This is a genomic window from Pseudolysinimonas sp. 10J20-29 (genome assembly GCF_055809595.1).
Genome location: NZ_CM147917.1, coordinates 978963 through 1003381 on the forward strand (window position 1 = coordinate 978963; position 24419 = coordinate 1003381).

26 protein-coding genes are annotated in these 24419 nt (G+C 70.5%); 17 read left to right on the forward strand and 9 right to left on the reverse strand.

The window, feature by feature from the left end:
• Positions 1-44 precede the first annotated feature (44 nt).
• Positions 45-2360: an LLM class flavin-dependent oxidoreductase gene (locus tag AC0L6Y_RS04770; RefSeq protein ID WP_473556602.1), complete on the forward strand. Its 2316-nt coding sequence runs from the start codon at positions 45-47 to the stop codon at positions 2358-2360.
• 7 nt (positions 2361-2367) lie between these two features.
• On the opposite strand, the gene AC0L6Y_RS04775 is transcribed toward AC0L6Y_RS04770, so the two are convergent.
• Positions 2368-3294: a DUF4190 domain-containing protein gene (locus AC0L6Y_RS04775; protein ID WP_473556607.1), complete on the reverse strand. Its 927-nt coding sequence runs from the start codon at positions 3292-3294 to the stop codon at positions 2368-2370.
• Between the two features lie 188 nt (positions 3295-3482).
• Entirely contained in the window at positions 3483-3728 is a 246-nt protein-coding gene (locus AC0L6Y_RS04780) for a DUF167 domain-containing protein (protein ID WP_473556613.1), read from the reverse strand.
• A gap of 114 nt (positions 3729-3842) precedes the next feature.
• Between AC0L6Y_RS04780 and AC0L6Y_RS04785 the strand changes: the two genes are divergently transcribed.
• From AC0L6Y_RS04785 to AC0L6Y_RS04815, 7 genes are all read left to right on the forward strand, one after another.
• The gene (locus tag AC0L6Y_RS04785) at positions 3843-5729 is read left to right on the forward strand and encodes a patatin-like phospholipase family protein (RefSeq protein WP_473556617.1); all 1887 of its coding nucleotides are present in this window, start codon (positions 3843-3845) and stop codon (positions 5727-5729) included.
• 103 nt (positions 5730-5832) lie between these two features.
• Positions 5833-7077 (forward strand): type II toxin-antitoxin system death-on-curing family toxin, encoded by a 1245-nt coding sequence (locus AC0L6Y_RS04790; RefSeq protein ID WP_473556622.1) that lies wholly within the window; start codon positions 5833-5835, stop codon positions 7075-7077.
• A 128-nt stretch (positions 7078-7205) separates the two neighbouring features.
• A complete protein-coding gene (gene rpsO, locus AC0L6Y_RS04795) occupies positions 7206-7475 on the forward strand; it encodes a 30S ribosomal protein S15 (protein ID WP_294178546.1) in 270 nt (89 codons plus the stop codon).
• 92 nt (positions 7476-7567) lie between these two features.
• The gene (locus tag AC0L6Y_RS04800; protein WP_473556629.1) at positions 7568-8329 is read left to right on the forward strand and encodes a dienelactone hydrolase family protein; all 762 of its coding nucleotides are present in this window, start codon (positions 7568-7570) and stop codon (positions 8327-8329) included.
• 21 nt (positions 8330-8350) lie between these two features.
• Positions 8351-9388: an LLM class flavin-dependent oxidoreductase gene (locus tag AC0L6Y_RS04805; protein WP_473556635.1), complete on the forward strand. Its 1038-nt coding sequence runs from the start codon at positions 8351-8353 to the stop codon at positions 9386-9388.
• Between the two features lie 130 nt (positions 9389-9518).
• Positions 9519-10145 (forward strand): TetR/AcrR family transcriptional regulator, encoded by a 627-nt coding sequence (locus AC0L6Y_RS04810; RefSeq protein WP_473556640.1) that lies wholly within the window; start codon positions 9519-9521, stop codon positions 10143-10145.
• A complete protein-coding gene (locus AC0L6Y_RS04815) occupies positions 10142-10996 on the forward strand; it encodes a 3-hydroxyacyl-CoA dehydrogenase (RefSeq protein WP_473556645.1) in 855 nt (284 codons plus the stop codon). The genes AC0L6Y_RS04810 and AC0L6Y_RS04815 overlap by 4 nt, the downstream gene beginning before the upstream one ends.
• 11 nt (positions 10997-11007) lie before the next feature.
• Here AC0L6Y_RS04815 and AC0L6Y_RS04820 read toward each other — a convergent pair whose 3' ends face one another.
• The 3 genes from AC0L6Y_RS04820 to AC0L6Y_RS04830 are packed head-to-tail and all read right to left on the reverse strand — an operon-like array spanning position 11008 to position 13485.
• A complete protein-coding gene (locus AC0L6Y_RS04820; protein WP_473556648.1) occupies positions 11008-11715 on the reverse strand; it encodes a M50 family metallopeptidase in 708 nt (235 codons plus the stop codon).
• 39 nt (positions 11716-11754) lie between these two features.
• Positions 11755-12417, reverse strand: coding sequence for a phosphoribosyltransferase (locus tag AC0L6Y_RS04825; RefSeq protein WP_473556653.1), 663 nt, complete (start codon positions 12415-12417; stop codon positions 11755-11757).
• Positions 12418-12450: 33 nt separating this feature from the next.
• Positions 12451-13485, reverse strand: a complete 1035-nt coding sequence (locus AC0L6Y_RS04830; RefSeq protein WP_473556657.1) for an NAD(P)H-hydrate epimerase — start codon at positions 13483-13485, stop codon at positions 12451-12453.
• Positions 13486-13623: 138 nt separating this feature from the next.
• On the opposite strand from AC0L6Y_RS04830, the gene AC0L6Y_RS04835 reads away from it, so the two are divergent.
• The 4 genes from AC0L6Y_RS04835 to AC0L6Y_RS04850 all read left to right on the forward strand — a co-directional run bounded on the left by AC0L6Y_RS04835 (position 13624) and on the right by AC0L6Y_RS04850 (position 16512).
• On the forward strand, positions 13624-14211 hold the full coding sequence (locus AC0L6Y_RS04835) for an HhH-GPD-type base excision DNA repair protein (RefSeq protein ID WP_473556664.1): 588 nt from the start codon (positions 13624-13626) through the stop codon (positions 14209-14211).
• A gap of 85 nt (positions 14212-14296) precedes the next feature.
• Positions 14297-14632: a YciI family protein gene (locus AC0L6Y_RS04840; protein ID WP_473556669.1), complete on the forward strand. Its 336-nt coding sequence runs from the start codon at positions 14297-14299 to the stop codon at positions 14630-14632.
• Between the two features lie 33 nt (positions 14633-14665).
• Positions 14666-15634, forward strand: a complete 969-nt coding sequence (locus AC0L6Y_RS04845; protein WP_473556673.1) for a squalene cyclase — start codon at positions 14666-14668, stop codon at positions 15632-15634.
• Positions 15635-15729: 95 nt separating this feature from the next.
• On the forward strand, positions 15730-16512 hold the full coding sequence (locus AC0L6Y_RS04850) for an SDR family oxidoreductase (RefSeq protein ID WP_473556677.1): 783 nt from the start codon (positions 15730-15732) through the stop codon (positions 16510-16512).
• A 21-nt stretch (positions 16513-16533) separates the two neighbouring features.
• Here AC0L6Y_RS04850 and AC0L6Y_RS04855 read toward each other — a convergent pair whose 3' ends face one another.
• Positions 16534-17346 carry a DeoR/GlpR family DNA-binding transcription regulator gene (locus AC0L6Y_RS04855; RefSeq protein WP_473556682.1) on the reverse strand — a complete coding sequence of 271 codons (813 nt, stop codon included), beginning with the start codon at positions 17344-17346 and terminating at the stop codon, positions 16534-16536.
• 128 nt (positions 17347-17474) lie between these two features.
• Between AC0L6Y_RS04855 and AC0L6Y_RS04860 the strand changes: the two genes are divergently transcribed.
• The 3 genes from AC0L6Y_RS04860 to AC0L6Y_RS04870 all read left to right on the forward strand — a co-directional run bounded on the left by AC0L6Y_RS04860 (position 17475) and on the right by AC0L6Y_RS04870 (position 20842).
• Positions 17475-18179, forward strand: a complete 705-nt coding sequence (locus tag AC0L6Y_RS04860) for a spermidine synthase (protein ID WP_473556687.1) — start codon at positions 17475-17477, stop codon at positions 18177-18179.
• Between the two features lie 66 nt (positions 18180-18245).
• Positions 18246-19727, forward strand: coding sequence for an SPFH domain-containing protein (locus AC0L6Y_RS04865; RefSeq protein WP_473556690.1), 1482 nt, complete (start codon positions 18246-18248; stop codon positions 19725-19727).
• Between the two features lie 26 nt (positions 19728-19753).
• Complete coding sequence (locus AC0L6Y_RS04870; protein ID WP_473556694.1) at positions 19754-20842, forward strand: LLM class F420-dependent oxidoreductase; 1089 nt, start codon at positions 19754-19756, stop codon at positions 20840-20842.
• Positions 20843-20863: 21 nt separating this feature from the next.
• On the opposite strand, the gene AC0L6Y_RS04875 is transcribed toward AC0L6Y_RS04870, so the two are convergent.
• Complete coding sequence (locus tag AC0L6Y_RS04875; protein ID WP_473556700.1) at positions 20864-21040, reverse strand: hypothetical protein; 177 nt, start codon at positions 21038-21040, stop codon at positions 20864-20866.
• A gap of 57 nt (positions 21041-21097) precedes the next feature.
• Between AC0L6Y_RS04875 and AC0L6Y_RS04880 the strand changes: the two genes are divergently transcribed.
• The gene (locus AC0L6Y_RS04880; protein WP_473556704.1) at positions 21098-21685 is read left to right on the forward strand and encodes a mismatch-specific DNA-glycosylase; all 588 of its coding nucleotides are present in this window, start codon (positions 21098-21100) and stop codon (positions 21683-21685) included.
• On the opposite strand, the gene AC0L6Y_RS04885 is transcribed toward AC0L6Y_RS04880, so the two are convergent.
• Positions 21664-23475, reverse strand: a complete 1812-nt coding sequence (locus tag AC0L6Y_RS04885) for a glycoside hydrolase family 15 protein (RefSeq protein WP_473556710.1) — start codon at positions 23473-23475, stop codon at positions 21664-21666. The genes AC0L6Y_RS04880 and AC0L6Y_RS04885 overlap by 22 nt on opposite strands.
• 35 nt (positions 23476-23510) lie before the next feature.
• On the reverse strand, positions 23511-23795 hold the full coding sequence (locus AC0L6Y_RS04890; protein WP_473556716.1) for a GNAT family N-acetyltransferase: 285 nt from the start codon (positions 23793-23795) through the stop codon (positions 23511-23513).
• Positions 23796-23868: 73 nt separating this feature from the next.
• Here AC0L6Y_RS04890 and AC0L6Y_RS04895 point away from each other — a divergent pair, with 73 nt between their 5' ends.
• A complete protein-coding gene (locus tag AC0L6Y_RS04895; RefSeq protein WP_473556720.1) occupies positions 23869-24390 on the forward strand; it encodes a glutathione peroxidase in 522 nt (173 codons plus the stop codon).
• Positions 24391-24419: the final 29 nt, after the last annotated feature.

The window sequence follows — 24419 nt, forward strand, 5'->3', positions numbered from 1 at the left end:
CGCGGCGGGTAGCGGAGCGCGTCCCATCGGAGGACAGTGGGGTCATGCCCGACTACGGCCACGAGCTGTCGTTCGGCACGTTCATCACGCCGAACGTGTCGCCGAGCGACGGCGCGCTCCGGCTGGCGCAGCACTCGGAGGAGCTCGGCTTCGACTTGGTGAGCTTCCAGGACCACCCGTACCAGCCGGCGTTCTTCGACACTTGGACGCTCATGACCTGGGTGGCGGCGCACACCTCGCGCGTGCAGATCTCGGCGAACGTGCACAACCTCCCGCTGCGCCCGCCCGCCGTGCTCGCCCGCGCGGCCGCGAGCCTCGACCTGCTCTCGGACGGTCGGGTGGCGCTGGGGCTCGGAGCCGGCGGATTCTGGGATGCGATCGTCGCGATGGGCGGGCCGCGCCGCACCCCGGGCGAGAGCATCGAGGCGCTCGACGAGGCGATCGAGATCGTGCGCGGCATCTGGGACGTCGACGATCGCGATCGCCTGCGCGTCGACGGGGAGCACTATCGCGTCGAGGGCGCGAAGCGCGGCCCGCGGCCCGCGCACGACATTCCGATCTGGGTCGGCGGCTACAAGCCGCGCATGCTGCGTCTGATCGCGCGCCGGGCCGACGGCTGGCTGCCCTCGCTGTTCGGTCTCGAGCCGGGCGATCTGGCTCGAGCGAACGAGATCATCGATGAGACCGCCCTCGAGGCCGACCGCGACCCGCGCGCGATCCGCCGCATGCTGAACGTGGGTGGCGACATCTCGGCCACGGGCACCGAGCCGTTCCACGGTCCCGCGGAGCGGTGGGTCGACGACCTGCTGCCGCTGGCGGTGCAGGACGGCATCTCGACGTTCATTCTGGCGACCGACGATCCGGCGATGATGGAGGCCTTCGCGCTCGAGGTGATCCCGGCGTTGCGGGCCGCGGTCGCGGAGGCGCGGGGTTCGGAGGGTCGCGCCCCCAACGGCGTGCGAAGTGCGGCTGCCCGCGCCAAGCGGGTTGCGGGCATCGACTACGACGCGCTTCCGGCCTCTCTCGCCGCGGAGGCGATCGAGCCCGGCGATCCCGGATATGCCGGGGTGCGCAACACCTACAACCGCGGCGGCGCGCCCGGACTGGTCGTGACCCCGCGCACGGTCGAGCAGGTGGCAGATGCGATCGCCTTCGCCCGCCATCAGCCGGTGCCACTGGGCGTGCGCAGCGGCGGCCACGGGGTGAGCGGACGCTCGACGAACGACGGCGGCATCGTGATCGACATGTCGCACTTCGCCGAGATCACCGTGCTCGATGAGGCGACCCGCCGGGTGCGCGTCGGGCCGGGCGCGCGCTGGATGGACGTGTCCGCGGTGCTGGCGCCCCACGGCTGGGCCCTCACCTCGGGTGACTACGGCGCCGTCGGCGTCGGCGGGCTCGCCACGGCGGGCGGCTTCGGCTGGTTCGCCCGCGAGCACGGGCTGACGATCGACCATCTGCGCGCGGTCGAACTGGTGACCGCCTCCGGGGCGCTGGTTCGCGCGAGCGAGGAGGAGCACCCGGAGCTGTTCTGGGCGATGCGCGGTGCGGGCGCGAACTTCGGCGTCGCAACGGCGTTCGAGTTCGAGGCGCATCCGGTGCAGCCGCATGTCGGCTGGGCCCAGCTGGCGTTCGAGGCGTCCGCGGCGCCCGGCGGCGTCGCCGGGTTCCTCGTCAACTGGGCCGCCGCGATGGTGGTGACCTCGCGCGACGTGACGTCGTCACTCGTGTTGACCCCGTCCGTTCCGGGGCAGCCGCACATCGTGCGCCTGCTGGCGGTGGTCGACACGGCGGATTCCGGTGTCGTGATCGAGCGGCTGCGGCCGTTCGCCGGTCTGGCGCCGATCGTCGGCCAGCAGGTGCAGATGGCGCCCTACGAGGAGGTGGTCGCCTCGCTCATCGAGCACGCGCCGCACGACGAGCACGGGGAGCCGGTGTCGCGCTCGGGGCTCGCCGACACGTTCGGCATCCAGCTCGCCACGCGGACGGTGCGGCTGCTGGAAAAGGGGGCGAGTCACTTCGTGCAGCTGCGCTCGCTCGGCGGGGCCGTCTCCGATGTGGAGAGCGACGCGACGGCCTACTCGGGTCGGTCGGCGACGGTGTCGATCGTGGCGCAGGGCTCCGAGGAGCGAGCGCTCGATGCGGAGTGGCGGCGGATCGAGCCGCTGCTGTCCGGTTCGTACCTGAACTTCGATTCGAGCCTCGACCCGGCGCGGCTCGCACGCGCCTGGTCTCCGCAGACGCTGGAGAGGCTGCGTGCGCTGAAGGCGGAGTGGGACCCGGAGAACGTGTTCCGCGACAACTTCAATGTCGCGGCCGCGAGTGCCGGGGCGCGCACGGCGCAGCCCCGGCCCCGCTGAGCCGTGCCTAGACGACCTTGACGAAGATCGGGTCGCTGAACCAGGACGATACCGACCAGGTTCCCGCTTCGACGTCGTCGCTCGGAACCATGATCACGATGTTGCCGGTCGCCGAGGCGCCCGTGTACAGCTCGTTGATGTCATGGACGCCGTCGGGCTCGACGACGAAGGCGTCGCTCGTCGTGTGGGTGGTGCCCGCGGCCGAGACGAACTCGATCGTGACATCGATCCACGGGGTGGCGCTGTCGTCGCCCAGGTAGGTGTAGGTCACCGGCACGAGGAGGTACTGGAAGCCCGGCTCCGGAGCGTCGTTGAACTGGTTCTCGTTCGCGATGACCTTGTTCGCGTTGAGCACCGCCTCGCCCAGCGTCACCTCCCATTCGGTCGAGCCGAAGTCGCCGAGCTCGATCGTCGAGCCCGCCGGCGCGGGGTTCGCGCGCGTGCCGAGCTCGGAGTCGGCGGGTGCTTCGTCGGCGCTCTCGTCGACCGCGGACTCCTCGTCCTCCTGCGTCGTCGACTCGAAGCCTTCGGTCACGCTGTCGGAGACCGCGGAGCCGGCCGCGCCGAACACGGCGCCGACGCTGACGATGATGGCGATGAGCCAGCCGATCGGCCCGAGGATGAGCCCGGAGATCGCGAGTCCGCGCTTGCCGGACTTCTTGGCCAGGGCGATGATGCCGAACACGATCGCGCCGATGGCGGGGAGCCAGGCGGCGAAGCTGAGTCCGGGGATGAAGGCGAAGACGAGTGCGACCAGGCCGAGGACGAACGCGGTGATCGACAGCGCGCTGCCGCCCGACGTGCTCGCGGCCGCCACCGGGGGCGCGATGGGAGTCTCGACCGGGGTCTCGGTCTGCGTCATCGTCGCGGCGCTGTCGGTCGGCGGGGCCTCGGAGGGCTGCTCGACGTTGTCAGGGGTGTTGGATTCCTGCATGGGTGCTTCCTGTTGTGATCCGTGAGCCGGCGGCGCTGAACGCCCCGGCTCCGCGCAGGTCGGCGACCCGCACGGCTGCGCTCGCTGTGACACCGCGCAACATGAGAAGTCCACACTATAGGTACGACATTCCCTCAGATTCACCGTGGGGCGAGCGCCCGCGACGCCATCGTCACGCGGCGGTGCGGTCAGTCGATGCGGACGGTCTTGAACCGGGCACCGTGGCCGCGCGTGATCTCCACGCGGGAGGGGGCGACGCCGAAGTGCGCGGCGAGGGCCTTCTCGACCGCGGTGTTCGCGGCGCCGTCGACGGCGCGCTCGCGCACGAAGACCACCAGGGTGCCCTCGGCATCCGTCTCGATGAGCGGACCCTTGCGACTGCCCGGCTTGACGCGGATGCGCAGCTGCGCGGGCGGCTCGACGGGCGTGGTCACCCGTCCAGCTTGGCACGCGGTGCGCCCGGGAGTCGGGCCCGACGGCCGCTGAGCGTTGACGCTGGCGACCGGGGATGCGAAGGTGGCGCCACGACGACGCGGGAGGTCGGGCCGATGGCGCGCACACGGGGAGAGACGATCGACAAGGCGGGCGCGGATCGCTGGGCGGACCCGCCGCGGCAGTGCGATCTGGTGATGAAGGGCGGCATCACCTCGGGGGTCGTGTACCCGCTCGCGATCGCCAGGTTCGCCGAGGAGTACCGCCTGCGCGGCGTCGGGGGATCCTCGGCGGGCGCGATCGGCGCGGCGCTGGCGGGGGCGGCCGAGTTCGGGCGCGAGACCGGCGGATTCCGCACCCTCACCGAGATCCCGGAGCGCCTGCGCGGCGGCCGGCTCGAGGCGCTGTTCCAGGCGCAGCCGAGCACCGAGCCGCTGCTGCGGGTGCTGTTCGCCGTGCTGCGGGCCAGGCCGGGCGCGGCGGCGAAGGTGCGGGCCGCGGTGGGTGCGCTGGTGGCGCGCTTTCCGGGCCGCAGCGCGCTGGGGGCGCTCGCGGGCGTCCTGCTGTTCGTGCTCGGCGTCGCGGGCGTGGTGGTTGCCGTGCTCGGCGAGCAGTGGTTCCAGGTGGCGCCCGGCGCGGCCCTCGCGCTCGCCGCGCTGGCGCTCGTGGTGGTCGGCTGGGCGCTCGCGCTCGCCGCCCGGATGGTCGATCTGCTGACGGTCGCGGTGCCGCAGAACCTGTTCGGCATCTGTCGCGGCCTCGGTGCCGAGGACGGCGGCCCCGGCTTCACCGACTGGCTCTCCGACCTCATTGACGAGGTCGCGGGCCTGCCCGCGGGCGGCCCTCCGCTCACCTTCGGGCAGCTCTGGGGCGACGACGAGGCGGCGGGCCGTGACCGTCGGGCGCGGGACATCGATCTGCGTCTCATCACGACCTGTCTCAGTCGTGGCCGGCCGTACGAGATGCCGCTCGAGGGCTCCAACTTCTTCTTCGACCCGAAGGAGTGGGCGACGCTGTTCCCGCCGAACGTCATGGCGTCGCTGCTGGCCGCGCCCGCGGTCTGCGCCGAGGCGGAGGAGGGCGCGACGGCGGCGAAGGGCCGACGCGAGAACCAGGTGGCGACCGAGCGCGGGCTGGTGCGCCTGCCGGAGGCCCGCGACCTGCCGGTGATCGTCGCGGTGCGCATGTCGCTGAGCTTCCCGCTGCTGATCTCGGCGATCCCGCTGCATGCGGTGCGCCGACGGCGCGGCGAGAAGCTGCAGTTCGAGAAGCTCTGGTTCACCGACGGCGGCATGTGCAGCAACTTCCCGCTGCACCTGTTCGAGGCGCCGCTGCCGACGAGGCCGACCTTCGCCATCAATCTCGGATCGTTCCGCAGCGACAGCGAGCAGCATCCGGCGGATGAGTCGGAGAACATCGTGTTCGCGACCCGCAACTCCAGCGGCATCCACCCCCCGTATCAGCCGATCGCCGAGGAGGGGGCGGGCGCGCTCGTCGACTTCGCCGGCACGATGCTCGACACCTCCCGCAACTGGCAGGACAACTCCTACGTGACGATGCCCGGCTACCGCGACCGCATCGTGCGGGTGCTGCAGACCAGCGATCAGGGCGGCCTGAACCTGAACATGTCGGATGACTCGATCGAGCGCCTGGCCCGGCGCGGTGAGGCGGCGGCCTCGGCGCTGATCGACCAGTTCACGAAGCCGCACTACCGGGGCTTCGACGGCTGGGCGAACCACCGCTGGGTGCGCTACCGCGCGCTCATGGCGACGCTGCCCGAGTTCCTCGGCGCCTACCGCCGGGGCCGCGCCGAGCTGCACATCGACCCCACCGATCCGCCCGGCTTCGATCTGCCGGCGTCGAGCCGCGCGCTCGCCGGGAGGCTCAGCGGGGCGCTCACCCACGGCGCGGAGGCGGTCGCGGCGGCCCCGGATGCGGCGGTCGAGTCGCTCACCGACTCGCCCAGGCCGCGGGGGAGCCTGCGCCGGGTCGCGCGGATCTAGCGCGTGCGCGTCGTGGACGACCTGGCAGGCCTACCGAGTCGAAGTTCAGCTGTCGTCGGTAGGTACTACAGTCGGCAACACGCAAACGTGAGGATTTACCTGCATGGCTCGCACACTTCATACTCCGCGGACGTTGGCCGCGGCATCGGGCTTCGAGATTGAGGATGTGATCATCGAACTCGTCCGTATCGGGCTTTCGTACGCCACCGATCCGCATGTGGTTATTCGTGCAGAGGACCAGCGGCCAGCTTTGCGCGCCCTTGGCATGACTGTGCCTTCGGATGAGCGCCGGAAGTCTTTTTGGTCTGAGGCTCTTCAGATCAGTCGGCAGGAGCTGGATGCCTTACTGATTGAGCTCGGCTTTTCGACAAGCCCCGAGGCGCGGCAACTGCCGAAGGGTGCCCATGCGAAGCTCGCGGCCTACCGGGAGTCGACTCGACGTTCGCCGCGTGAAACTCGACCCGCAAGCCCTTCAGCGCTACGGCAACCGGAAGCGCAACTACCGCTCGCGCCTCGTGCTGAATGGCGATCAATCGGCCAAAAGCGACCGACGCAGTTCCTCGAGCCAGACGACATACATCTGATCCACCGCGAGCTGGAGCTGGACGCCGAGCAGGCGCACGACCCTATTTTTCCTCCTGGTGCGAAGCACCCCGAGCTGGTTGCGTCGGCATGTATGAGGCCGACTACGGGCTACCCGCATCATGTGAAGTATCCGACGGTTGAAATGGCGGCGGCCGCGCTTGTTCACTCGTTGGTCAACAATCACCCGTTCCACAACGGGAATAAACGAACTGCGTTGGTTTCGATGATGGTATTCCTGGACAGGAATAACCATTGGCTGGCAGGCTCGCTCTCGCAGCGTGAGCTCTACCTCTGGATCCTCGAAGTGGCTAGGCACCGTGTTCTAGACGAGGCATACCGGTACGAGGATCGGGCCGACCAAGAGGTGCTGGCAATGTCCGACTGGATTCGCCGGAATTCTCGCGCCATCGAGCGCTCCGAGCGGCCGATTGTCTGGCGGGATCTCCGTGCATTACTTGTCAAAGAGTTTGACTGCACGATTACGCCGCGATCCGGAAGCAAGATTGTTGTCGAGCGCGTCGTCCGATCTCGCTCGCACAGCGTCCTGCGTCGTTTTAAGCGGCCGATAAGGCGGTCCTTCACGATCTCGGTGGCAGGTGACGGAAAGGAAGTTGGGTTGGGCACCATCAAGTCGTTGCGGACCCAGCTGTGTCTAACTGAGGAGTTCAACATTGACTCCGCGATTTTCTATGGCTCGGCTCAGACGCCGAACCAGTTCATCGCGAAGTATCAGCGGCTGCTGCGTGACCTGGCGCGCGTCTAGGTACTCGTGATCTGTCCGACCGCCACGCTCTGCTAAACTCCCAAGGTTGCCGTCAGAACGGCCGCGGATGAAGAGAGCCCACACACTCGGTGATGGGCGCCGCGCAACGAGAGGAAGGGGTCCCATCTATGGCACTCGACAACGAGACCAAGAAGGCGATCATCGAAGAGTATGCAACGCAGCCCGGTGACACGGGATCCCCCGAAGTGCAGGTCGCTCTCATGACCAAGCGCATCAAGGACCTCACCGAGCACCTCAAGGAGCACAAGCACGACCACCACTCGCGTCGTGGCCTGCTGCTCCTCGTCGGTCAGCGTCGCCGCATGCTCGGCTACCTCCAGGACATCGACATCGAGCGCTACCGCTCGCTGATCGAGCGCCTGGGTCTGCGTCGATAGATTCCGCGAACTTCTTGCCAAACGGGCCGTCACCTTCGGGTGGCGGCCCGTTTCGTCTGTCCCGGATGTGCTGACTCGCCTACGCTCTCAGCATGCCCGCGGCGCTCAGCGAGATCGACCTGCCCGAACAAGCCGGGGGCAGTCGCGGACTGACCGCGGTGCTCGGCGTTCCGGACGGGGCGGGCCCGTGGCCCGCCGTTGTCATGGTGCACGAGGCCTACGGCATCAACGACGTGATGCGGCGGCAGGTCGAACGGCTGACCTCGGCCGGCTACCTGGTGCTCATGCCCGACCTGTTCGCGCAGGGTGGCGCTCGCCGCTGCCTGGTGTCGACGTTTCGGGCGCTGCGTGCGGGGGAGGGTCGCGCCTTCGTCGACATTGAACGCGCACGGGAGTGGCTGCTCGCGCGCGAGGACTGCACGGGCCGGGTGGGCATCCTCGGCTTCTGCATGGGCGGCGGGTTCGCGCTCGCCGCCGCCAGCGGGCGCGGCTTCGACGTCGCCTCCGCCAACTACGGGATGCTGCCGGCGAACCTCGACGACGACCTGCGCGGGGCGTGCCCGATCGTCGCCAGCTTCGGCGGACGCGACGGGTCGCTGCGGGGCGCCGCCGACCGGCTCGAGGCGTCGCTTGAGCGGCTCGACGTGCCGCACGACGTGAAGGAGTACCCGGGGGCCGGGCACGCCTTCCTCAACGACGCTGACTCCGGTCCGCTCGCGGCGCGCCTGCTGTTCACGCGGTTCCTCGGGCTCGGCCCGAACCCGGAGGCGGCGGCCGACGCGTGGCGGCGCATCGAGCGCTTCTTCGCGGCCGCTCTCGGCGACCCGGCGACCCGGCCGGGAATACCCGGCTAGGCACCGGTGTTGCGCCGGAGGATGACTGCCGCGCCCGCCCTCTCCGTGCTCGACCTCGTGCCCGTGCGGCACGGCCAGACCTCCGCCGACGCGGTCGGGGCCTCGCTCCGGCTCGCCCAGCGCGCCGACGAGCTCGGATACCGCCGCTACTGGTTCGCTGAGCACCACAACATGCCCGCCGTCGCCTCGACGACGCCGCCGGTGCTGATCGCGCTTGCGGCGGGGCGCACCCGCAGCATCCGGCTCGGATCCGGCGGCGTCATGCTGCCGAACCACGCGCCGTTCGTCGTCGCCGAGCAGTTCGCCGCCCTCGAGGCGGCGGCCCCCGGGCGCATCGATCTGGGGCTCGGGCGCGCGCCGGGAAGCGATCCGGTGATCACGGCGCTGCTGCGCTCGAGCGGACCGACGAGCGACGCCGACCGGTTCCCCTCGCACGTGAACGACATCCTCGCCCTGCTGCGCCGCGATGGCGCCTCGCTGCAGCTCGGCGAGCGCGACTACACGGTGCGCGCCACTCCGGCGGCGGCGGGCGTTCCCGAGGTGTGGCTGCTCGGCTCGAGCGACTTCTCAGCCCTGCTGGCCGCGAGGCTCGGGCTGCCCTACGTCTTCGCGCACCACTTCTCCGGCGAGGGCACCGAGCGCGCGCTCGACCTGTACCGCACCGGGTTCCAGCCGAGCGAGCACGCGGCCGCGCCGCGCACCTTCGTCACCGTCAATGTCGTCGTGGGGGAGACCCGCGAAGATGCGGAGGCCCGAGCGCTGCCGAGTCTGCTCAACATGGCGCGGATGCGCTCCGGGCAGCCGCTCACGGTGCTCGACACGGTCGAGCAGGCCGCGCGCGCCGACGTCAGCCCCGCGCAGCACGAGCTGATTGCCGCGATGCGCGGACGGTGGGTGGTCGACGCGCCCGAGGCGGCGGCCGCCGCGGTGCGCGCGCTCGCGCAGCGCTTCGGCGTCGACGAGGTGATGGTCTCGCCGACGGCGGGGGCTCGCGAGGCCGACCCGGTCGACCGCAGCCTCGCCCGCGAGCAGACCCTCGAGGCGCTCGCCTCGGCGTAGCGCGACGCGGCCGAATCGACGCGGCCGAATTGACGGGCCCGAATCGCCCCGACCGGAGTCGCCACGACCGGACCCGACCGCACAAAACGGAGTACACTCATAAATAAGTGAAGTCCGTAAGGAGGCGAGGATGTCGGAACTCGGTCGCCGCGAGCGCAACAAGGTCGAGAAGCTGACCCGCATCCTCGACTCCGCCCGCGCCGTCTTCGCCGAGAAGGGCGAAGCCGCGGCCACGACGGCGGAGATCGCCGACCGCGCCGACGTGTCGCACGCGACGCTGTTCCGCTACGCCGCCACCAAAGCCGAGCTGTTCATCATGGTCGGCAACGAGAGCCTCGCGCGGGCGATCGACCGCGGCATCGCGGCGTCGGCGAACGAGGCGACGCCCCTGGACCGACTCCAGGCGCTCATCGCGCCGGTGGTCGGCGACGGCTGGAGCCTGCCGAACCTCGCCGCGTATCAGCGCCGCGTCGTCGACGGCTCCGCCAGCGGCGACCAGCGCGACATCGCGCTGCACATGGTGCAGCAGATCGTGGATGAGGTGGCGAGCATCCTCACCGAGGCGTGGCAGGGCCCCGGCCCGGCGCCCGCGGCGGAACCGGCCGCGCGAGCGATCTACGCCGCCATCCACCTCGAGGTGCTCGGCGCCGAGCGTGACGAGCGACGCCGCGCCAACTTCCTTTCTGACATCCGAGCGCAGGCGGAGATCATCCTGCGCGGATACCTGACAACACCCCCTGAAAGGACAAACCCATGACCGCCATCAAGAAGGTCACCGTTCTCGGCACCGGCGTGCTCGGCTCCCAGATCGCGTACCAGACGGCCTTCCACGGCTTCGAGGTCACCGCGTGGGACATTGACGATGCCGCCGTCACCGCCGCCCACACCCGCTTCGCGGGGCTCGCCGCGACCTACGACGCCGAAGTCGACGGCGCCAAGGACGGCAAGTCTGCCGCCGCGCTCGAGCGCATCACCGTCACCAGCGATCTCGCCGACGCGGTGAAGGACGCCGACCTCGTCATCGAGGCCGTGCCGGAGAACCCGGCCATCAAGACCGACACCTGGACGAAGGTCGGCGAGCTCGCGCCGGAGAAGACGATCTTCGCCACCAACACCTCGACGCTGCTGCCGAGCTCCTTCATGGAGGCCACCGGACGGCCCGAGAAGTTCCTCGCGCTGCACTACGCCAACCGGATCTGGGCGATGAACACCGCCGAGATCATGGGCACCTCGAAGACCGACGCGGCCGTGTTCGACACGGTCGTCGAGTTCGCGAAGGAGCAGGGCATGGTTCCGATCCCGCTCAAGAAGGAGCAGCCCGGCTACGTGCTGAACTCGCTGCTCGTTCCGCTGCTCAACGCGGCGTCCGCGCTGCTCGTCAACGAGGTCGCCGAGCCCGAGACCATCGACGCCACCTGGCGCATCGGCACGGGCGCGCCCCTGGGGCCGTTCCAGATCTTCGACGTCGTCGGCCTGACCACCGCGTACAACGTCTCGGTGATGGGCGACGAGACCTCGAAGAAGTTCGCGGAGCTCGTCAAGCGCGACTACATCGATCAGGGCAAGCTCGGCGTCGCCACCGGCGAGGGCTTCTACCGCTACGGCTGACGCCGGGGGCGCTAGTACGCCTCCAGCACCGTCGTGACCGCCCACACCACGCTCGCGCCGATCAGCGCGCTGAACAGCAGCAGCCAGAAGATCGACGGGATGCCGGTGCGCCGCGACAGCAGGTAGGCATCGGAGGAGGTCAGCCGGGTGCGGCCGCGGGTGTGCACGGCGATCACGGCGGCGAACCCGCGCACGCTGCCCACCAGCAGAGCGATCGCGATCACGAGCAGCGCGTAGCTCTGCTGGGTGGGCGTCGCCCACAGCCACAGCGCGACGCTCGCCGCGGCCGAGACGGCAACCACCAGGAAGCCGACGAGGTTGCGGATGACCAGCAGCGTGAGCACCAGGATGGCGCCCCCCACGACGAGCGCGAGCGCCGTGTAGCCCTGCGTGACGCACCACAGCTGCACGGCGCCGACGATTGCGGGCGCCGGGTAGCCGAGGGATCCGCTGACGACGGCGCCCAGTTTGCCGCGGCCGCTGCTCACCGCCTCGCCGGAGTGGTTCATCCGGATCTTCATGCCGTGCACGAAGCGCCCGGTCAGGATGGCGCCGACCGCGTGTCCGAGCTCGTGCACGAGGGTCGTGAACAGGCCGAACCACCTCCAGATCGGCTGCGGGATGCTGAGGGCGGCCGCCGCCGCGACCAGCACGATCAGCAGCGTCGGCGAGATCTCGACGGGTTCGGTGCGGGCCAGAGAGTCGAGAAAGTCGTCCACGCCCGCAGTCTCCCACGGGGCGGCACGGCCTGAGCACGCCTAGCGGTCCGGGCTGCCGTCGCCGCGGTCGCGCGCCGCCCGAAGCAGCGCGGTGACCTCGGCGTCGGTCGTCGCGCCGAACTCGCGGTAGTGCGCGCCCACCGCATGGAAGTCGCGCGGCTGGATGAGGCAGATCACCTCGTCGGCGCCCCGTACGAGCACGGCCGCATCCGGCCCGCCGACTGGCACGGCGAGGATCACCCGCTGGGCGCCGTGTGCGCGGGCCACCTGGCACGCGGCGGAGGCGGTGGCACCGGTCGCGACGCCGTCATCGACGATGATCGCGGTGCGACCGGCGAGTGCGACCTGGCCGAACTCGCCGCGGATCCGCTCGGCGCGGGTGTCGAGGGTGCGGCGCTCCGCGCGCTCCACGTCGGCGACGTCACGTTCGGTGACGCCCGCTCGGCGCACCAGGTCGGCATCCAGCAGCCGCACGCCGCCCTCGCCGATGGCGCCCATCGCCACCTCGGGCGAGTACGGCACGCCGAGCTTGCGCACGATGATCACATCGAGCGGGGCATCGAGTGCCGCGGCGACCTCGGCGGCCACCGGGACCCCGCCGCGGGGAAGTCCCAGCACGACCGGATCCTCGAACTCCCGTTCGGCCAGCCGTGCGGCGAGGCGTCGGCCGGCCTCGACGCGATCGCGGAACTCCGCAGCCATGTTCGACCTCCTCGTCGGGTGGGGTGGCGCGTGTCAGTCGCGCCGGATCTCGAAACCGGTCACCCCGGTCGGGTCGACCGCGTGCTCGTCGAGGCGGTCGACGCGCGCGCCGAACGGGCCGACGCGCAGCCAGTCGAGCAGGCGCTCGACGACATCGGGGGTTCCCTCCAGCTCGCACTCGACCGAGCCGTCGGGCCGGTTGCGCACCCAGCCGGCGACGCCGAGGCGCTCGGCCTCGGCGCGGGTCGCCCAGCGGAACCCGACGCCCTGCACGATGCCGTGGATGCGGGCGTGGATGCGGGTCGGGGGCGAGGGTGCGGGTCTCGATATGCGCTGCGCGCTATTTGACCGGCTTACGTCGGCGGGTCTCGATACGCGCTGCGCGCTACTCGACCGGCCGTCCAGGTCGAGGCCGATGTCGATGAGGATGACTTCGCCTGCGAGCTCGGCGCCGGGTGAGTGCAGCAGGCCCGCCTTGAGGGCGCCGAAGGTGACGGTCACATCGGCGGGCAGCACCGTCGGGTCGGGCAGGCTGCCGTCGTCGGCATCGATGCCGCTCGGCAAGTCCACCGCGACCACCAGCGGCGCGGTGTCCGCCTCCAGCAGCGGTCGGATGCGCGCCACCACCTCGCGGGCGCGGCCGCGCAGCGCCGGGGAGCCGGCGCCGCCGATGCCGAGGATCCCGTCGAGCACCACGTCGGCAGAGCCGATCAGATCCTCCAGCTGCGCATCGGCCTCGACGTCGCTCAACAGCTCGACACCGGCCGCACGGGCCGCTGCCGCTCCCGCCGGATGGATGCGCGATCCGGTCGGCACCGCCACGACCCGGGCGCCCGCGCCCGCGAGTTCGGCGCCCGCGAAGAGCGTGTCGCCGCCGTTGTCGCCCGCGCCGACGAGCAGCACCACGCGCGCCGCGCGATCGGGTACGCGCTCGGCCAGCAGGCGCTCCACCTCGGCGGCAAGCCCGGCCGCCGCGCGGCGCATCAGCGGCACTCCCGCCTCCAGCAGCGGACGTTCGGCGGCGCGAATCTGCGCCGCCGTGTAACCCCGTTCGTCGTGCGCGGTCATCTCTCCAGGGTAAGCGCGGGGGTCTCGATACGCGCTGCGCGCTACTCGACCCGCTCAGGTGTGGGCGCTGCGCGGGGGTCTCGATACGCGCTTCGCGCTACTCGACCCGCTCAAGGGTTCGGGTGGCACCATGGGGGCATGACCCCCGCGATTCACATCACCGGCGATGCCGCCGCCGACGAACTGCTCTCTTCCGACCCGCTCGCGCTGCTGGTGGGCATGCTGCTCGACCAGCAGGTCGCGCTCGAGACCGCGTTCGCGGGACCGCACAAGATCACCCAGCGGCTGGCGGCATCCGGTCGCCGTTTCGACGCCGCGACGATCGCCGCGCACGATCCGGACGCCTTCGTCGCGCTGTGCGCTGAGACCCCCGCGGTGCACCGGTTCCCCGGCTCGATGGCGGCGCGCATTCAGAAGCTCTGCACGACCCTGGTCGACGAGTGGGACGGCGAGGCGGCGGCGCTGTGGAGCCGCGGCGAGCCCGACGGCGCGACGGTCCTGAAGCGACTGAAGGCGCTGCCCGGGTTCGGCGAGCAGAAGGCCCGCATCTTCCTCGCGCTGCTCGGCAAGCAGTACGGGCTGACCGCGCCGGGCTGGCGTGAGGCGGCAGGCCCCTATGGGGAGGCCGGCTCGCTGCGCTCGGTGGCCGACATCGTCGACCGCGACAGCCTCGAGAAGGTGCGCGCGAACAAGAAGGCGGCCAAGGCGGCGGCGAAGAACTCCTAGCCGGTTGGTGCACAGATCTGTCTAGGTTGCGCCGGAGGTGCTCCCGGCGGAGCATGAAGGTGGGGTCAACAGAGAAGAGACGACGATGTCGAAATTCCTGATCATCTACCACTCGCCCTCGAATCCGTCGATGGAGGAGGCGCCGCCCGACGTCGACATGGACGCCGAGATGAAGGCCTGGATGGCGTGGGGCGAAGGTCTCGGCCCGCACCTGACCGACTTCGGATCGCCCGTCGGCGGCGGCGTGCACGTCGACCCCGGCGGCGCGACCTCCGACAGCACGCTGGACGTCTCGGGCTATTCCTTCGTCGAGGCGGCCACCATGGAGGAGGCGCTGGCGTTCACCAAGAACCACCCGCACCTCAACTTCCCGGGCGCGAGTCTCGAGGTGCACGAGGTGCAGCCGATTCCCGGCATGTAGCGCCACTCCGGGCGATCCTCGTACACTCCCCGCATGGCTGATGCGGCGTTGATCGAGTGGATGCGCGACTCCGACCCTGCCCTGCGGTGGCAGGTGGAGCGCGATCTGCTTGGCGCCCCTGAAGCGGTCTGGCGCGCGACGCGCGCCCGCGTGGCCACCGAAGGCTTCGGCGCCGACCTGCTCTCGCGACAGGACGCCGACGGTCAGTGGGCCGGGGGCGCGTACTTCCCCGCGAACCTCGACCTCACGAGCGACGAGGCGCAGAACGGGCAGCCCTACACGGCGACGACGTGGAGTCTCAACGCGCTGCGCGAGTGGGGACTCGATGCGGCGGTGCTGGCGGGCACCGCCGACAAGCTGGCCGCACACAGCCGCTGGGAGTACGAGGATCTGCCGTACTGGGCGGGCGAGGTCGACTGCTGCATCAACGCGTTCACACTGTCGAACGGTCTCTGGTTGGGGGCAGACGTCAGCTCGCTCCCCAGTTGGTTTCTGGAGCATCAACAGCACGACGGGGGCTGGAACTGCGAATGGGTCGACGGGTCGACGGTGTCGTCGTTCCATTCGACGCTCAACGTGGTGAAGTCGCTGCTCGACCATGAGCAGGCGACCGGAGGCAGCGACGAACTGCGGGCGGCGCGTCACCGTGCGGAAGAGTATCTGCTGCGTCGGAGACTCATGTTCGGCCTCTCCAACGGAGAACAGGTCGGTGAGTGGGTGACCCGCTTCCCCTACCCGTTCCGGTGGGCATTCAACGTGCTGCGCGCGGTCGACTATTTCCGCGCCGCCGCCCAGTTCGACGACAGCGCGCCGGATCCGCGATTGACCGACGCAATCGCGGCGATTTGTTCGCAGCGGCAGCCCGACGGTCGATGGCGGCAGTCGCGCCCGCATCCGGGCCGGGTCTGGTTCCAGGTCGATGTGGCGGAAGGGCGGCCGTCGAAGTGGCTGACGTTCTACGCCACGCGCGCGCTCGACTGGTGGGACGCGGCGCACGCCTGAGCCTGAGGGACCTTCGCCCTATCGCTTCCGCGCGCCGAGGCGCACGCTAGAGGGAGCGAGGCAGTGTTGCCTCGCCCGAGGAAAGCAGGGTTTCCATGTCACGCACCTATGTCATCACCGGTGCCGCGAGCGGCATCGGCAAGGCGACCGCCGATCTGCTGATCGAGCGCGGCCATCGCGTCATCGGCGTCGACCTCGCCGGCTCGGACGTGAACGTCGACCTGACCACCGCCGACGGCCGCGCCGAGATGATCTCGGGGGTCACCGAGCACTCCGGCGGATCGATCGACGCGATCATCGCCAATGCCGGACTCGCCACCCCGACCGCGCGCACCGTCGCCGTCAACTACTTCGGCGCCGTCGCGACCCTCGAAGGCCTGCGGCCGCTGCTGGCTGGCTCCGAAGCGCCGCGCGCCGTCGCGACTGTGTCGATGGCGTCGCTCTTCCCGTCCGACGAGGCGCTGCTGACCGCGCTGCTCGCCGGTGACGAGGTGGCCGCGCTGCACCGCGGCGCCGAGCTCGAGGCCGCGGGCGGCGACGCCGCGAACCTGATCTACGGCACCACCAAGGCGGGGCTCTCGCGCTGGATCCGCAGCCACGCCGCCACGCCCGAGTGGGCGGGGGAGGGCATCCCGCTGAACGCGGTCGCCCCGGGGGTGGTCGAGACGCCGATGACCGAGCAGTTCACTGCGACGCCGGAGGCGCGGGAGGCGATCCTGCAGGTGGTGCCGATGCCGTTGAACGGCATCTTCGCCCCGCGCGATGTCGGCTATCTGCTGGCCTGGCTCACGAGCGAGGAGAACGCGCACCTGTGCGGTCAGGTGGTGTTCATCGACGGCGGATCCGACGTCATCATCCGCGGCGACTCCACCTGGTGAGGCACCGCGGTCGAGTCCCGATCAGGCCCGGTCGACGGCCCGACCGTCGGCGACGACGACCTCGACCTGCGCCTCGGTGAGCGCCGCGGCGATGTCGCCGGTCGGGGGTGCATCGGTGACCAGAATGTCGATCTCGTCGAGGGCGCAGACCCGAGCGAAGGCGACGCGGCCGAGCTTGGTCGAGTCGGCGACCACCATGACGCGCTTCGCAGCGCGCCGCATCTGGGTGCTCACATGCGCCTCGAAATCATGCACGGTCGTGACCCCGAATCTCGGGTCGATCCCGTCGACGCCGAGGATCGCGAGATCGAGGGTGAGCGAGGCGAGCGCCGAATCGACGAGCGAGCCGATGAGCTCGAACGACTGCCGTCGAGCGACTCCGCCGGTGACGACGACGCGAACGCCCGACCGCACGGACAGCTCATAGCCGATGTTCAAGGCGTTGGTGACGACCGTCACACCCGGCTCGCTGGCGTCCGCCCCCAGTCGCGTGCTGCGTCCGAGCGCGCGGGCGATCTCGATCGTGGTGGTGCCGCCGTTCAGCCCGACGGAGTCGCCGATCGAGACGAACTCGAGGGCGGCTTCGGCGATCCGCAGCTTCTGGTCGGTCTGGCGGTCCGCGCGGAACTGCAGCGGCCACTCGAAGCCGGAGCCGAGCGCCGTGGCGCCGCCGCGGGTCCGCGTCAGCATGCGCTGGTCGGCCAAGAGCTGCAGGTAGCGGCGGGTGGTCGCCTCGGAGATGCCGAGCTCCTCGGCGATCTCGGTGTTCGACACGGAGCCGCGGTCGGCTACCAGCTCAAGAAGCGCGTTGAGTCGCTGGGCTTGACTGGTCACCGTGCACCTTCTTGCGGGATCCGAGGGGTGCGCCGGTCGGAGCGCACAGCACCACCGTACGGGATGCGTTCGCGCTGGCCGCTTCGCGTCGCGCCGCCGTTTCGTCGGCTGGCGACTAGCCTTCGGGGATGGCGCGCATCGGCTTTGAAGAACTCGACTTCCAGATGACCCCGATGGGGGAGATCTCGCTGCGCCGTCGACACGACCCGCACCTCGGGGTCGAGGTCTTCGAGGTGAAGCTGAACGACGAGTACCTGATGTCGAGCCTGTTCACGGTGGCGGAGGAAGAGCTCGCCACCCTCGGCCTCGCCGCGGTGTCGGGTGACGCGCTCGACGTGCTGGTCGGCGGCCTCGGCCTCGGCTACACCGCGGTCACCGCGCTGGCCGATGCCCGAGTGCGCTCGCTGACGGTCGTGGATGCGCTCGGCGAGGTGGTCGGCTGGCACGAACGCCGACTGCTGCCGGTCTCGAACCCTCTGCTCGACGACGAGCGAACGCGCCTCGTCGTCGACGACTTCTTCGACCTCGCGCGCCGCGAGCGTGCGGCCGACGCCCCGCGGTTCCACGCGATCCTGGTCGACATCGACCACACGCCGAGCCACCGCCTCGACTCGACGCACGCCGACTTCTACACCGCCGACGGGCTCCGCGCGCTGGCTCGGCATCTGCATCCCGGCGGGGTGTTCGCGCTCTGGTCGGACGACCCGCCCGAGGCGGAGTTCCTGGCGCTGCTGGGCGAGGTGTTCCCGCACGTGGCGGGCGAGTTGGTGAGCTTCGACAACCCGATCACCGGGGGAGTGTCGACCAACTCGGTCTACGTCGCCCGGCTCTAGTCCCGTTGCCGCCAGATCCACGCCGAGCGCGTATTGAGTTGCGCTCGAATCCGCCATACTGATCCCATGATCTTTCCGGGGGATTCTCTGACCGTTGGCGTGCTCGTGGCAGTCGTGGTGGTGCTTGCCATCATCGCCGGGATCGTGATCCTGGCCGGGATCAAGGTGGCCAAGCCCGACGAGGCGATCATCGTCACCTCGCGCCAGCAGCGCGGGCGCAAGGGCGAGGACTTCGACGCCAGTGCGGGGCAGAAGGTGGTGCTCGGCTCGCGCGTCTTCGTGAAGCCGATCGTCGAGGCGCACTTCAAGCTGAGCCTGCGCAGCCGGCAGTTGAACGTGCAGGCCACCGCGCAGACGCGTGACGCGATCACGATCAAGGTGAATGCGGTCGCCGTCGTCAAGGTCGGCGGCAGCGAGTCGATGGTGCGCGCCGCCGCCCAGCGCTTCCTGAACCAGCAGGACCAGATCGAGTCCTCGACCGAGGAAGTGCTCTCCGGCTCGGTGCGCTCGATCGTCGGCCAGCTCACCGTCACCGAGATCATCACCAACCGTCAGGCCCTTCAGGGGCAGGTCCTCGAGACGGTGCGCGAATCCCTGGACGTTCAGGGGCTCGTCATCGACACCCTCCAGATCAAGGAGATCGACGACGACAACGGCTACATCCGCGACCTCGGCCGCGGCGAGGCGGCGCGTGTGAAGCAGGTCGCCGAGATCGCCGAGTCGGAGGCGCGTCGAGCCTCGGAGCAGGCCCGCATCGGGGCAGACCAGGCGGTCGCCGAGGCGCAGCGCGAACTCGATCTGCGGAACGCAGAGATCCAGAAGGAGACCGACAAAGCGCGCGCCGAAGCGGCCGCCGCGGCTCCGCTCGCCGAAGCGATTGCGCAGCAGGAGGTCGTGGCGCAGCAGGAGGTGACCGCGCAGAAGCGGGTCGGGCTTCGCACGCAGGAACTGGATGCCGAGATCAAGGCCGTCGCCGACGCCGAGGCGTACGCGATCGAGAAGCGAGCGAACGCGAATGCGCAGGCCGCGATCGCGAACGCGAACGCTGACCGAGATGCGCGCAAGGCCGCCGCGCAGGCCATCGAGTCGGAGGGTGTCGCCGAGAAGAACCGCCGCATCGCGGCCGCCGAGGCGCTGCGTGCCGAGGGTGACGCGGAAGCCGAGGCGATTCGGGTGAAGGGTCACGCCGAGGCCGAGTCCTCGCGCGCTCAAGCTGAGGCGCTTGACGAGCGTTCGGCCGAGCTGCTGCGTCAGCAGATCATCGAGCAGCTCCCCGACATCGTCCGCGCGGCCGCGGAGCCGCTGGCGGCGATCCAGAACATGACGGTGATCTCGTCGGATGCGACCGGAACGGCGCAGATCGGGCAGAACCTCGAGAGCCAGCTCGCGACGACCCGGCAGATCATCAAGGACCTCGTCGGCGTCGACATCTCGGAACTGATCACGGGGCGAGCCGTCGGACAGGCCGCGGGCGAGGCCCTGGCCGGCGCCGACGGTCGTGCAGCGGTTCGCGGACGTGCCTCGCGCGCGACGAACTCCGGGGAATAGCGTTCGGCGCGAATAGACTCGCCGACGTGACATCGACGTCTGCACTGCTCCCGCCCGTTGCCCGCCCCCGACTCGGCGTGGTCGTCGACTACGCCGACGACTTCCGTGACGCCGTCGCCGACGTCGTCGAGTACGAAGCGCTCGGCGCCGACCTGGTCACCGTCTCGGAGGCGTACTCCTTCGACGCCGTCTCGAAGCTGGGATTTCTCGCCGCCCGCACCGAGCGCATCACGCTGGCCGCGGCGATCCTGCCGATCTACTCCCGCACGCCCACGCTGATGGCGATGACCGCCGCCACCCTCGACACCATCTCCAGCGGACGCTTCGAGCTGGGGCTCGGCGCCTCCGGGCCGCAGGTGATCGAAGGCTTCCACGGGGTGCCGTTCACCGCCCCGCTCGCCCGCACGCGCGAGATCATCGAGATCGCCCGCGCCGCCTGGCGCGGCGAGCGCATCGAGCATGCCGGCAGCCAGTACACGATCCCGCTGCCGGCCGATCAGGGAACCGGACTCGGCAAGCCGCTCAAGATGATCGGGCAGACGGTGCGAGACCGCATCCCGATCCACATCGCGGCGCTCGCTCCCAAGGGCGTGGCGCAGGCGGCGGAGATCGCCGAGGGCTGGATCCCGCTGTTCTTCCACCCGGAACTCGGGGCCCGAGTGTGGGGCGACCCGATCGCGGCGGGCCTTGAGCGGCGGGATGCCTCACTGCCGCCGCTCGAGCTGCTCGTGCAGCTGCCGGTCTACGTCGGGCCCGGGCACGAACGCGCCCTCGAGGGCTACCGCGCGCGGGCCGCGCTCTATATCGGCGGGATGGGCGCCAAGGGGGCGAACTTCTACAACACCGTGGTCGCGTCGATGGGCTTCGAGGCGGAGGCCGAGCGCATCCAGGATCTGTATCTCGCTGGCGACAAGGCGGCGGCCGCCGCGGCGGTGCCCGAAGAGCTGCTGCGGGCGACGGCGCTCATCGGCGACGAGGAGCACGTGCGCGAGCGCGTGGGAGCGTTCCGCACCGCGGGAGCGTCGAGCCTCATCGTGCAGCCGCTGGCACCGAGTCGCGAGGCGCGGATCGCGCACGTCGCGGCCGTGCGGGGCATGCTCGACGAGCTCGACTGAGCTGTCGGGTCGGCGGGCGGCTCAGTTGCCGGAACGCGGTGGGCGGCCCTTCAGGCCGTTCGGGTCGGGGCGCTCGGGTTCCTTGGCCGTGGCCGGACTCACCTTCGAGTCGTGCGGCGGATCCACCACCTCCGAGGGGTGCTGGCGCTCACCGCGCTCCGCGTCCGGGTCGGGGCCCTTCTTCTCGTGGTCGTTCATGCCCTGATCGTCCCGCACGAACCGGCCGCGTGCCGAGATTCAAAGGAGAATCGCAACATGGGGTTCAGCCGCGACGAGCTCGAGTCGTTCCGAGATGCTGAGATCGACGATCTGGTCGGTCCGGGGCTGCGGCTGCTCTTCGTGGGGGTGAATCCGGGACTCTGGACCGCGGCGACTGGGACGCCGTTCGCGCATCCGGGCAACCGCTTCTTCCCGGCGCTCGTGCAGGCGGGAATCCTCACCGAGCGCCCCGGATTCGCACGCGGACTCAGCGAAGCCGAACGCGCTCGCATCGTCGACGCCGGGATCGGCATCACGAACCTGGTGCGCCGGGCGACGGCCCGCGCCGACGAGCTCTCCCGCGATGAGCTCCGCGCCGGGGCCGAACGGCTGCGTGCCGACGTCCGCGCCTGGCGACCCGCCGTCGTCGCGATCGTCGGCATCACCGCCTACCGCGACGGCTTCGACCGTCCGCGGGCGCCGAGCGGTCGCCAGGCGGAGCCCCTCGAGGGCGTTCCGGTGTGGGTGCTGCCGAGCCCGAGCGGACTCAACGCGCACGCCACCGTCGCGTCGCTCGCCGAGGCGTACGCCGAGCCCGCTCGCGCCGCGGGGCTGCTGCCGGCTCAGGAGCCGTCGGAGTCCTGACCGCGATCCTCGGCCGCCCCGGCGATCGCATCCGCTGCCCGCACCAGGGCCAGGTGCGAGAACGCCTGCGGGGTGTTGCCGAAGTGGTCGCCGGTCACCGGATCGACCTCTTCCGAGAGGAGGCCGACGTCGTTCGCGAGTCCGACCAGGCGATCCATCAGCCGGGTCGCGTCCTCGCGGCGCCCCGACCGCGCATACTGCTCGACCAGCCAGAACGAGCAGGCGAGGAACGGATGCTCGTCGCCGGGAAGCCCGTCGACGCCCGACTCGGCGCGGTAGCGCAGCAGCAGGCCGTCGCGCATCAGCTCGCGCTCGATCGCCGCGACCGTGCCGAGCATGCGCGGGTCGTCGGGTTCGACGAACCCGATCTGCGCCAGCTGCAGCAGAGAGGCGTCGACGTGCGTGGCCCCGTAGTACTGCACGAAGCTGCCGAGCTCCGGGTCGAACCCGTGCTCCTCGATCTCGGCCCTCAGCTCCTCGCACTGAGCGCGCCAGACATTGACGGGGCCCTTCAGCCCGTGCTCCTCGACCGCGCGCACGGCGCTCGCGAACGCCGCCCACATCATCGCCCGCGAGTGGGTGAAGCGGCGCACCGGGCCGCGGATCTCCCAGATGCCGTGGTCGTCCGTCTCCCGCGCCTCGACGAGACGGTTCATCAGGGCGAGCTGCAGCGACCACGAGAACGAGTCCTCGGGCACCCCGATGGTGCGAGCCTGCTCGAGGGCGAGCATGACCTCGCCGAAAACGTCGCCCTGGAACTGCTGGGCGGCGCCGTTGCCGACGCGCACCGGTGCCGAGCCGCGGTAGCCCGGCAGGCTCTCGATCGTCGTCTCCCCGAGCCGGCGCTCGCCCGCGAGGCCGTACATGATCTGCATGTCGGCGGGGTCTCCCGCGATCGCGCGGAGCAGCCAGGTGCGCCACTCCTGCGCTTCCAGCTCGTAGCCGTGCAGCATCAGCGCCTCGAGGGTGAGGGCGGCGTCCCGCAGCCAGACGTAGCGGTAGTCCCAGTTGCGCACGCCGCCCGGCTGCTCCGGAAGACTCGTCGTTGCCGCGGCGACGATGCCGCCGGTGTCCTCGTGGGTGAGTGCGCGCAGCACCAGCAGAGAGCGCCGCACCGCGCGTTCGTAGGGGCCGGAGACGGCGCAGCGCTCGGCCCAGTCGCGCCACCAGTCCTCGGTCGCCTCCAACTGGTTGTCGACGTCCAGCGCGGGCGGCGGTTCGCGGTGGGCCGGGTGCCAGGTGAGCACGGTGTCGACGACGTCCCCAGCCGAGACCTCGAAGTTCGAGCGGTGCACGTGATCGTCGGGGCGCAGCTCCGGCCCGCGGATCACGAGCGCATCCGGTCCGGCGACGGCGAGCAGCGCGCTCTCGTGGCCTTCCGCATGGCGCGGCGACTGGCGCACCCACGGCACGGCGTTGGCGTAGTCGAAGCGCACCCGCAGCACCTGCTCCATCGCGACGGTCCCCGAGATGCCGACCACCCGGCGCACGAGGTCGGCTCGACGGTCGCCGTGCGGCATGAAGTCGATCACGTCCACCTCGCCGGTCGGCGTCGACCAGTGCGTCACCAGCACGAACGTGTCATCGCGGTACTCCCGCGAGGTGCAGTGCTTCGAGTCGCGCGGACCGACGCGCCACCGCCCGTGGTCGGCGTTGCCGAGCAGCGCCCCGAAGGTGGAGGCGGAGTCGAAGCGCGGCAGGCAGAGCCAGTCGATGTTGCCGTCGACGCCGACGAGCGCGCCGGTGTGGCAGTCGCCGATGAGGGCGTAGTCCTTGATGTCGAGCGCCATCGTCTCTCCTCGGATCGGGGCGGATGCGGACGAGGTCAGCCGAGCATCGCCGCCCGCTCCGGGTGCTGCTCGAACCAGTCGGCGACGAACCAGCAGCCCGCGCGGATCGGCCCCGCCCCGCGGGCCTCGACGTCGTCGACGGCGAACTCGACCAGCTGCGCCGCGTAGCCCTGATTGCGATGAGTCGGCACCGTCACCGTGCGGTGGAACGACACCGCGCCGTTCTGCTCGGCGTACTCGAGCACGCTCGCGATGGCGCCGCCCACGCGCAGCACGTAGCGGTGGGCGTCGGGTTCGTGGCTCATTTCCGTGGCGGCCATGAATCCAGGCTATCGAGCCGCCGTCAGCGGCGCTCGGCCAGCGCATATCGCGGTCCCGGCATATCGTGGAGGCATGGGCATCCGCGACATCGAACTGACCACCATCGACGGCGAGCCGACGACGCTCGCCCAGTTCGGCGACCGCGCGGTGCTCGTGGTCAACGTCGCCTCGCGCTGCGGTCTCACCCCGCAGTACGAGAAGCTCGAAGACCTGCAGCGCCGCTACGAGTCGCGCGGCTTCACCGTTCTGGGGTTCCCGTGCAACCAGTTCGCCGGCCAGGAGCCCGGCAGCGCCGACGACATCAAGGAGTTCTGCTCCACCACCTTCGGGGTGACCTTCCCGCTGATGGACAAGGTCAAGGTGAACGGCACGCACGCGCATCCGCTGTTCCAGGCGCTGAAGGAGACGCCGGATGCGCACGGCAAGGCGGGTCGCGTGAAGTGGAACTTCGAGAAGTTCCTCGTCGCCCCCGACGGCCAGGTGACGCGCTTCCGGCCGACCACGCAGCCGGATGATCCCGCCGTGATCGAGGCGATCGATGCGGCGCTCGCACAGCGCGCCGAGAGCCCCGAGTCCGCGGAGCACAGCGCCTAGAGGCGGAGCGCAGTGCCTAGAGGCGGAGC

Coding starts and splice junctions, on each gene's coding strand:
- AC0L6Y_RS04770 (WP_473556602.1), top strand. CDS start 45: ATGCCCGACTACGGCCACGAGCTGTCGTTCGGCACGTTCATCACGCCG.
- AC0L6Y_RS04775 (WP_473556607.1), bottom strand. CDS start 3,294: ATGCAGGAATCCAACACCCCTGACAACGTCGAGCAGCCCTCCGAGGCC.
- AC0L6Y_RS04785 (WP_473556617.1), top strand. CDS start 3,843: ATGGCGCGCACACGGGGAGAGACGATCGACAAGGCGGGCGCGGATCGC.
- AC0L6Y_RS04790 (WP_473556622.1), top strand. CDS start 5,833: ATGGCTCGCACACTTCATACTCCGCGGACGTTGGCCGCGGCATCGGGC.
- rpsO (WP_294178546.1), top strand. CDS start 7,206: ATGGCACTCGACAACGAGACCAAGAAGGCGATCATCGAAGAGTATGCA.
- AC0L6Y_RS04800 (WP_473556629.1), top strand. CDS start 7,568: ATGCCCGCGGCGCTCAGCGAGATCGACCTGCCCGAACAAGCCGGGGGC.
- AC0L6Y_RS04805 (WP_473556635.1), top strand. CDS start 8,351: ATGACTGCCGCGCCCGCCCTCTCCGTGCTCGACCTCGTGCCCGTGCGG.
- AC0L6Y_RS04810 (WP_473556640.1), top strand. CDS start 9,519: ATGTCGGAACTCGGTCGCCGCGAGCGCAACAAGGTCGAGAAGCTGACC.
- AC0L6Y_RS04815 (WP_473556645.1), top strand. CDS start 10,142: ATGACCGCCATCAAGAAGGTCACCGTTCTCGGCACCGGCGTGCTCGGC.
- AC0L6Y_RS04825 (WP_473556653.1), bottom strand. CDS start 12,417: ATGGCTGCGGAGTTCCGCGATCGCGTCGAGGCCGGCCGACGCCTCGCC.
- AC0L6Y_RS04830 (WP_473556657.1), bottom strand. CDS start 13,485: ATGACCGCGCACGACGAACGGGGTTACACGGCGGCGCAGATTCGCGCC.
- AC0L6Y_RS04835 (WP_473556664.1), top strand. CDS start 13,624: ATGACCCCCGCGATTCACATCACCGGCGATGCCGCCGCCGACGAACTG.
- AC0L6Y_RS04840 (WP_473556669.1), top strand. CDS start 14,297: ATGTCGAAATTCCTGATCATCTACCACTCGCCCTCGAATCCGTCGATG.
- AC0L6Y_RS04845 (WP_473556673.1), top strand. CDS start 14,666: ATGGCTGATGCGGCGTTGATCGAGTGGATGCGCGACTCCGACCCTGCC.
- AC0L6Y_RS04850 (WP_473556677.1), top strand. CDS start 15,730: ATGTCACGCACCTATGTCATCACCGGTGCCGCGAGCGGCATCGGCAAG.
- AC0L6Y_RS04860 (WP_473556687.1), top strand. CDS start 17,475: ATGGCGCGCATCGGCTTTGAAGAACTCGACTTCCAGATGACCCCGATG.
- AC0L6Y_RS04865 (WP_473556690.1), top strand. CDS start 18,246: ATGATCTTTCCGGGGGATTCTCTGACCGTTGGCGTGCTCGTGGCAGTC.
- AC0L6Y_RS04875 (WP_473556700.1), bottom strand. CDS start 21,040: ATGAACGACCACGAGAAGAAGGGCCCCGACCCGGACGCGGAGCGCGGT.
- AC0L6Y_RS04880 (WP_473556704.1), top strand. CDS start 21,098: ATGGGGTTCAGCCGCGACGAGCTCGAGTCGTTCCGAGATGCTGAGATC.
- AC0L6Y_RS04885 (WP_473556710.1), bottom strand. CDS start 23,475: ATGGCGCTCGACATCAAGGACTACGCCCTCATCGGCGACTGCCACACC.
- AC0L6Y_RS04890 (WP_473556716.1), bottom strand. CDS start 23,795: ATGGCCGCCACGGAAATGAGCCACGAACCCGACGCCCACCGCTACGTG.
- AC0L6Y_RS04895 (WP_473556720.1), top strand. CDS start 23,869: ATGGGCATCCGCGACATCGAACTGACCACCATCGACGGCGAGCCGACG.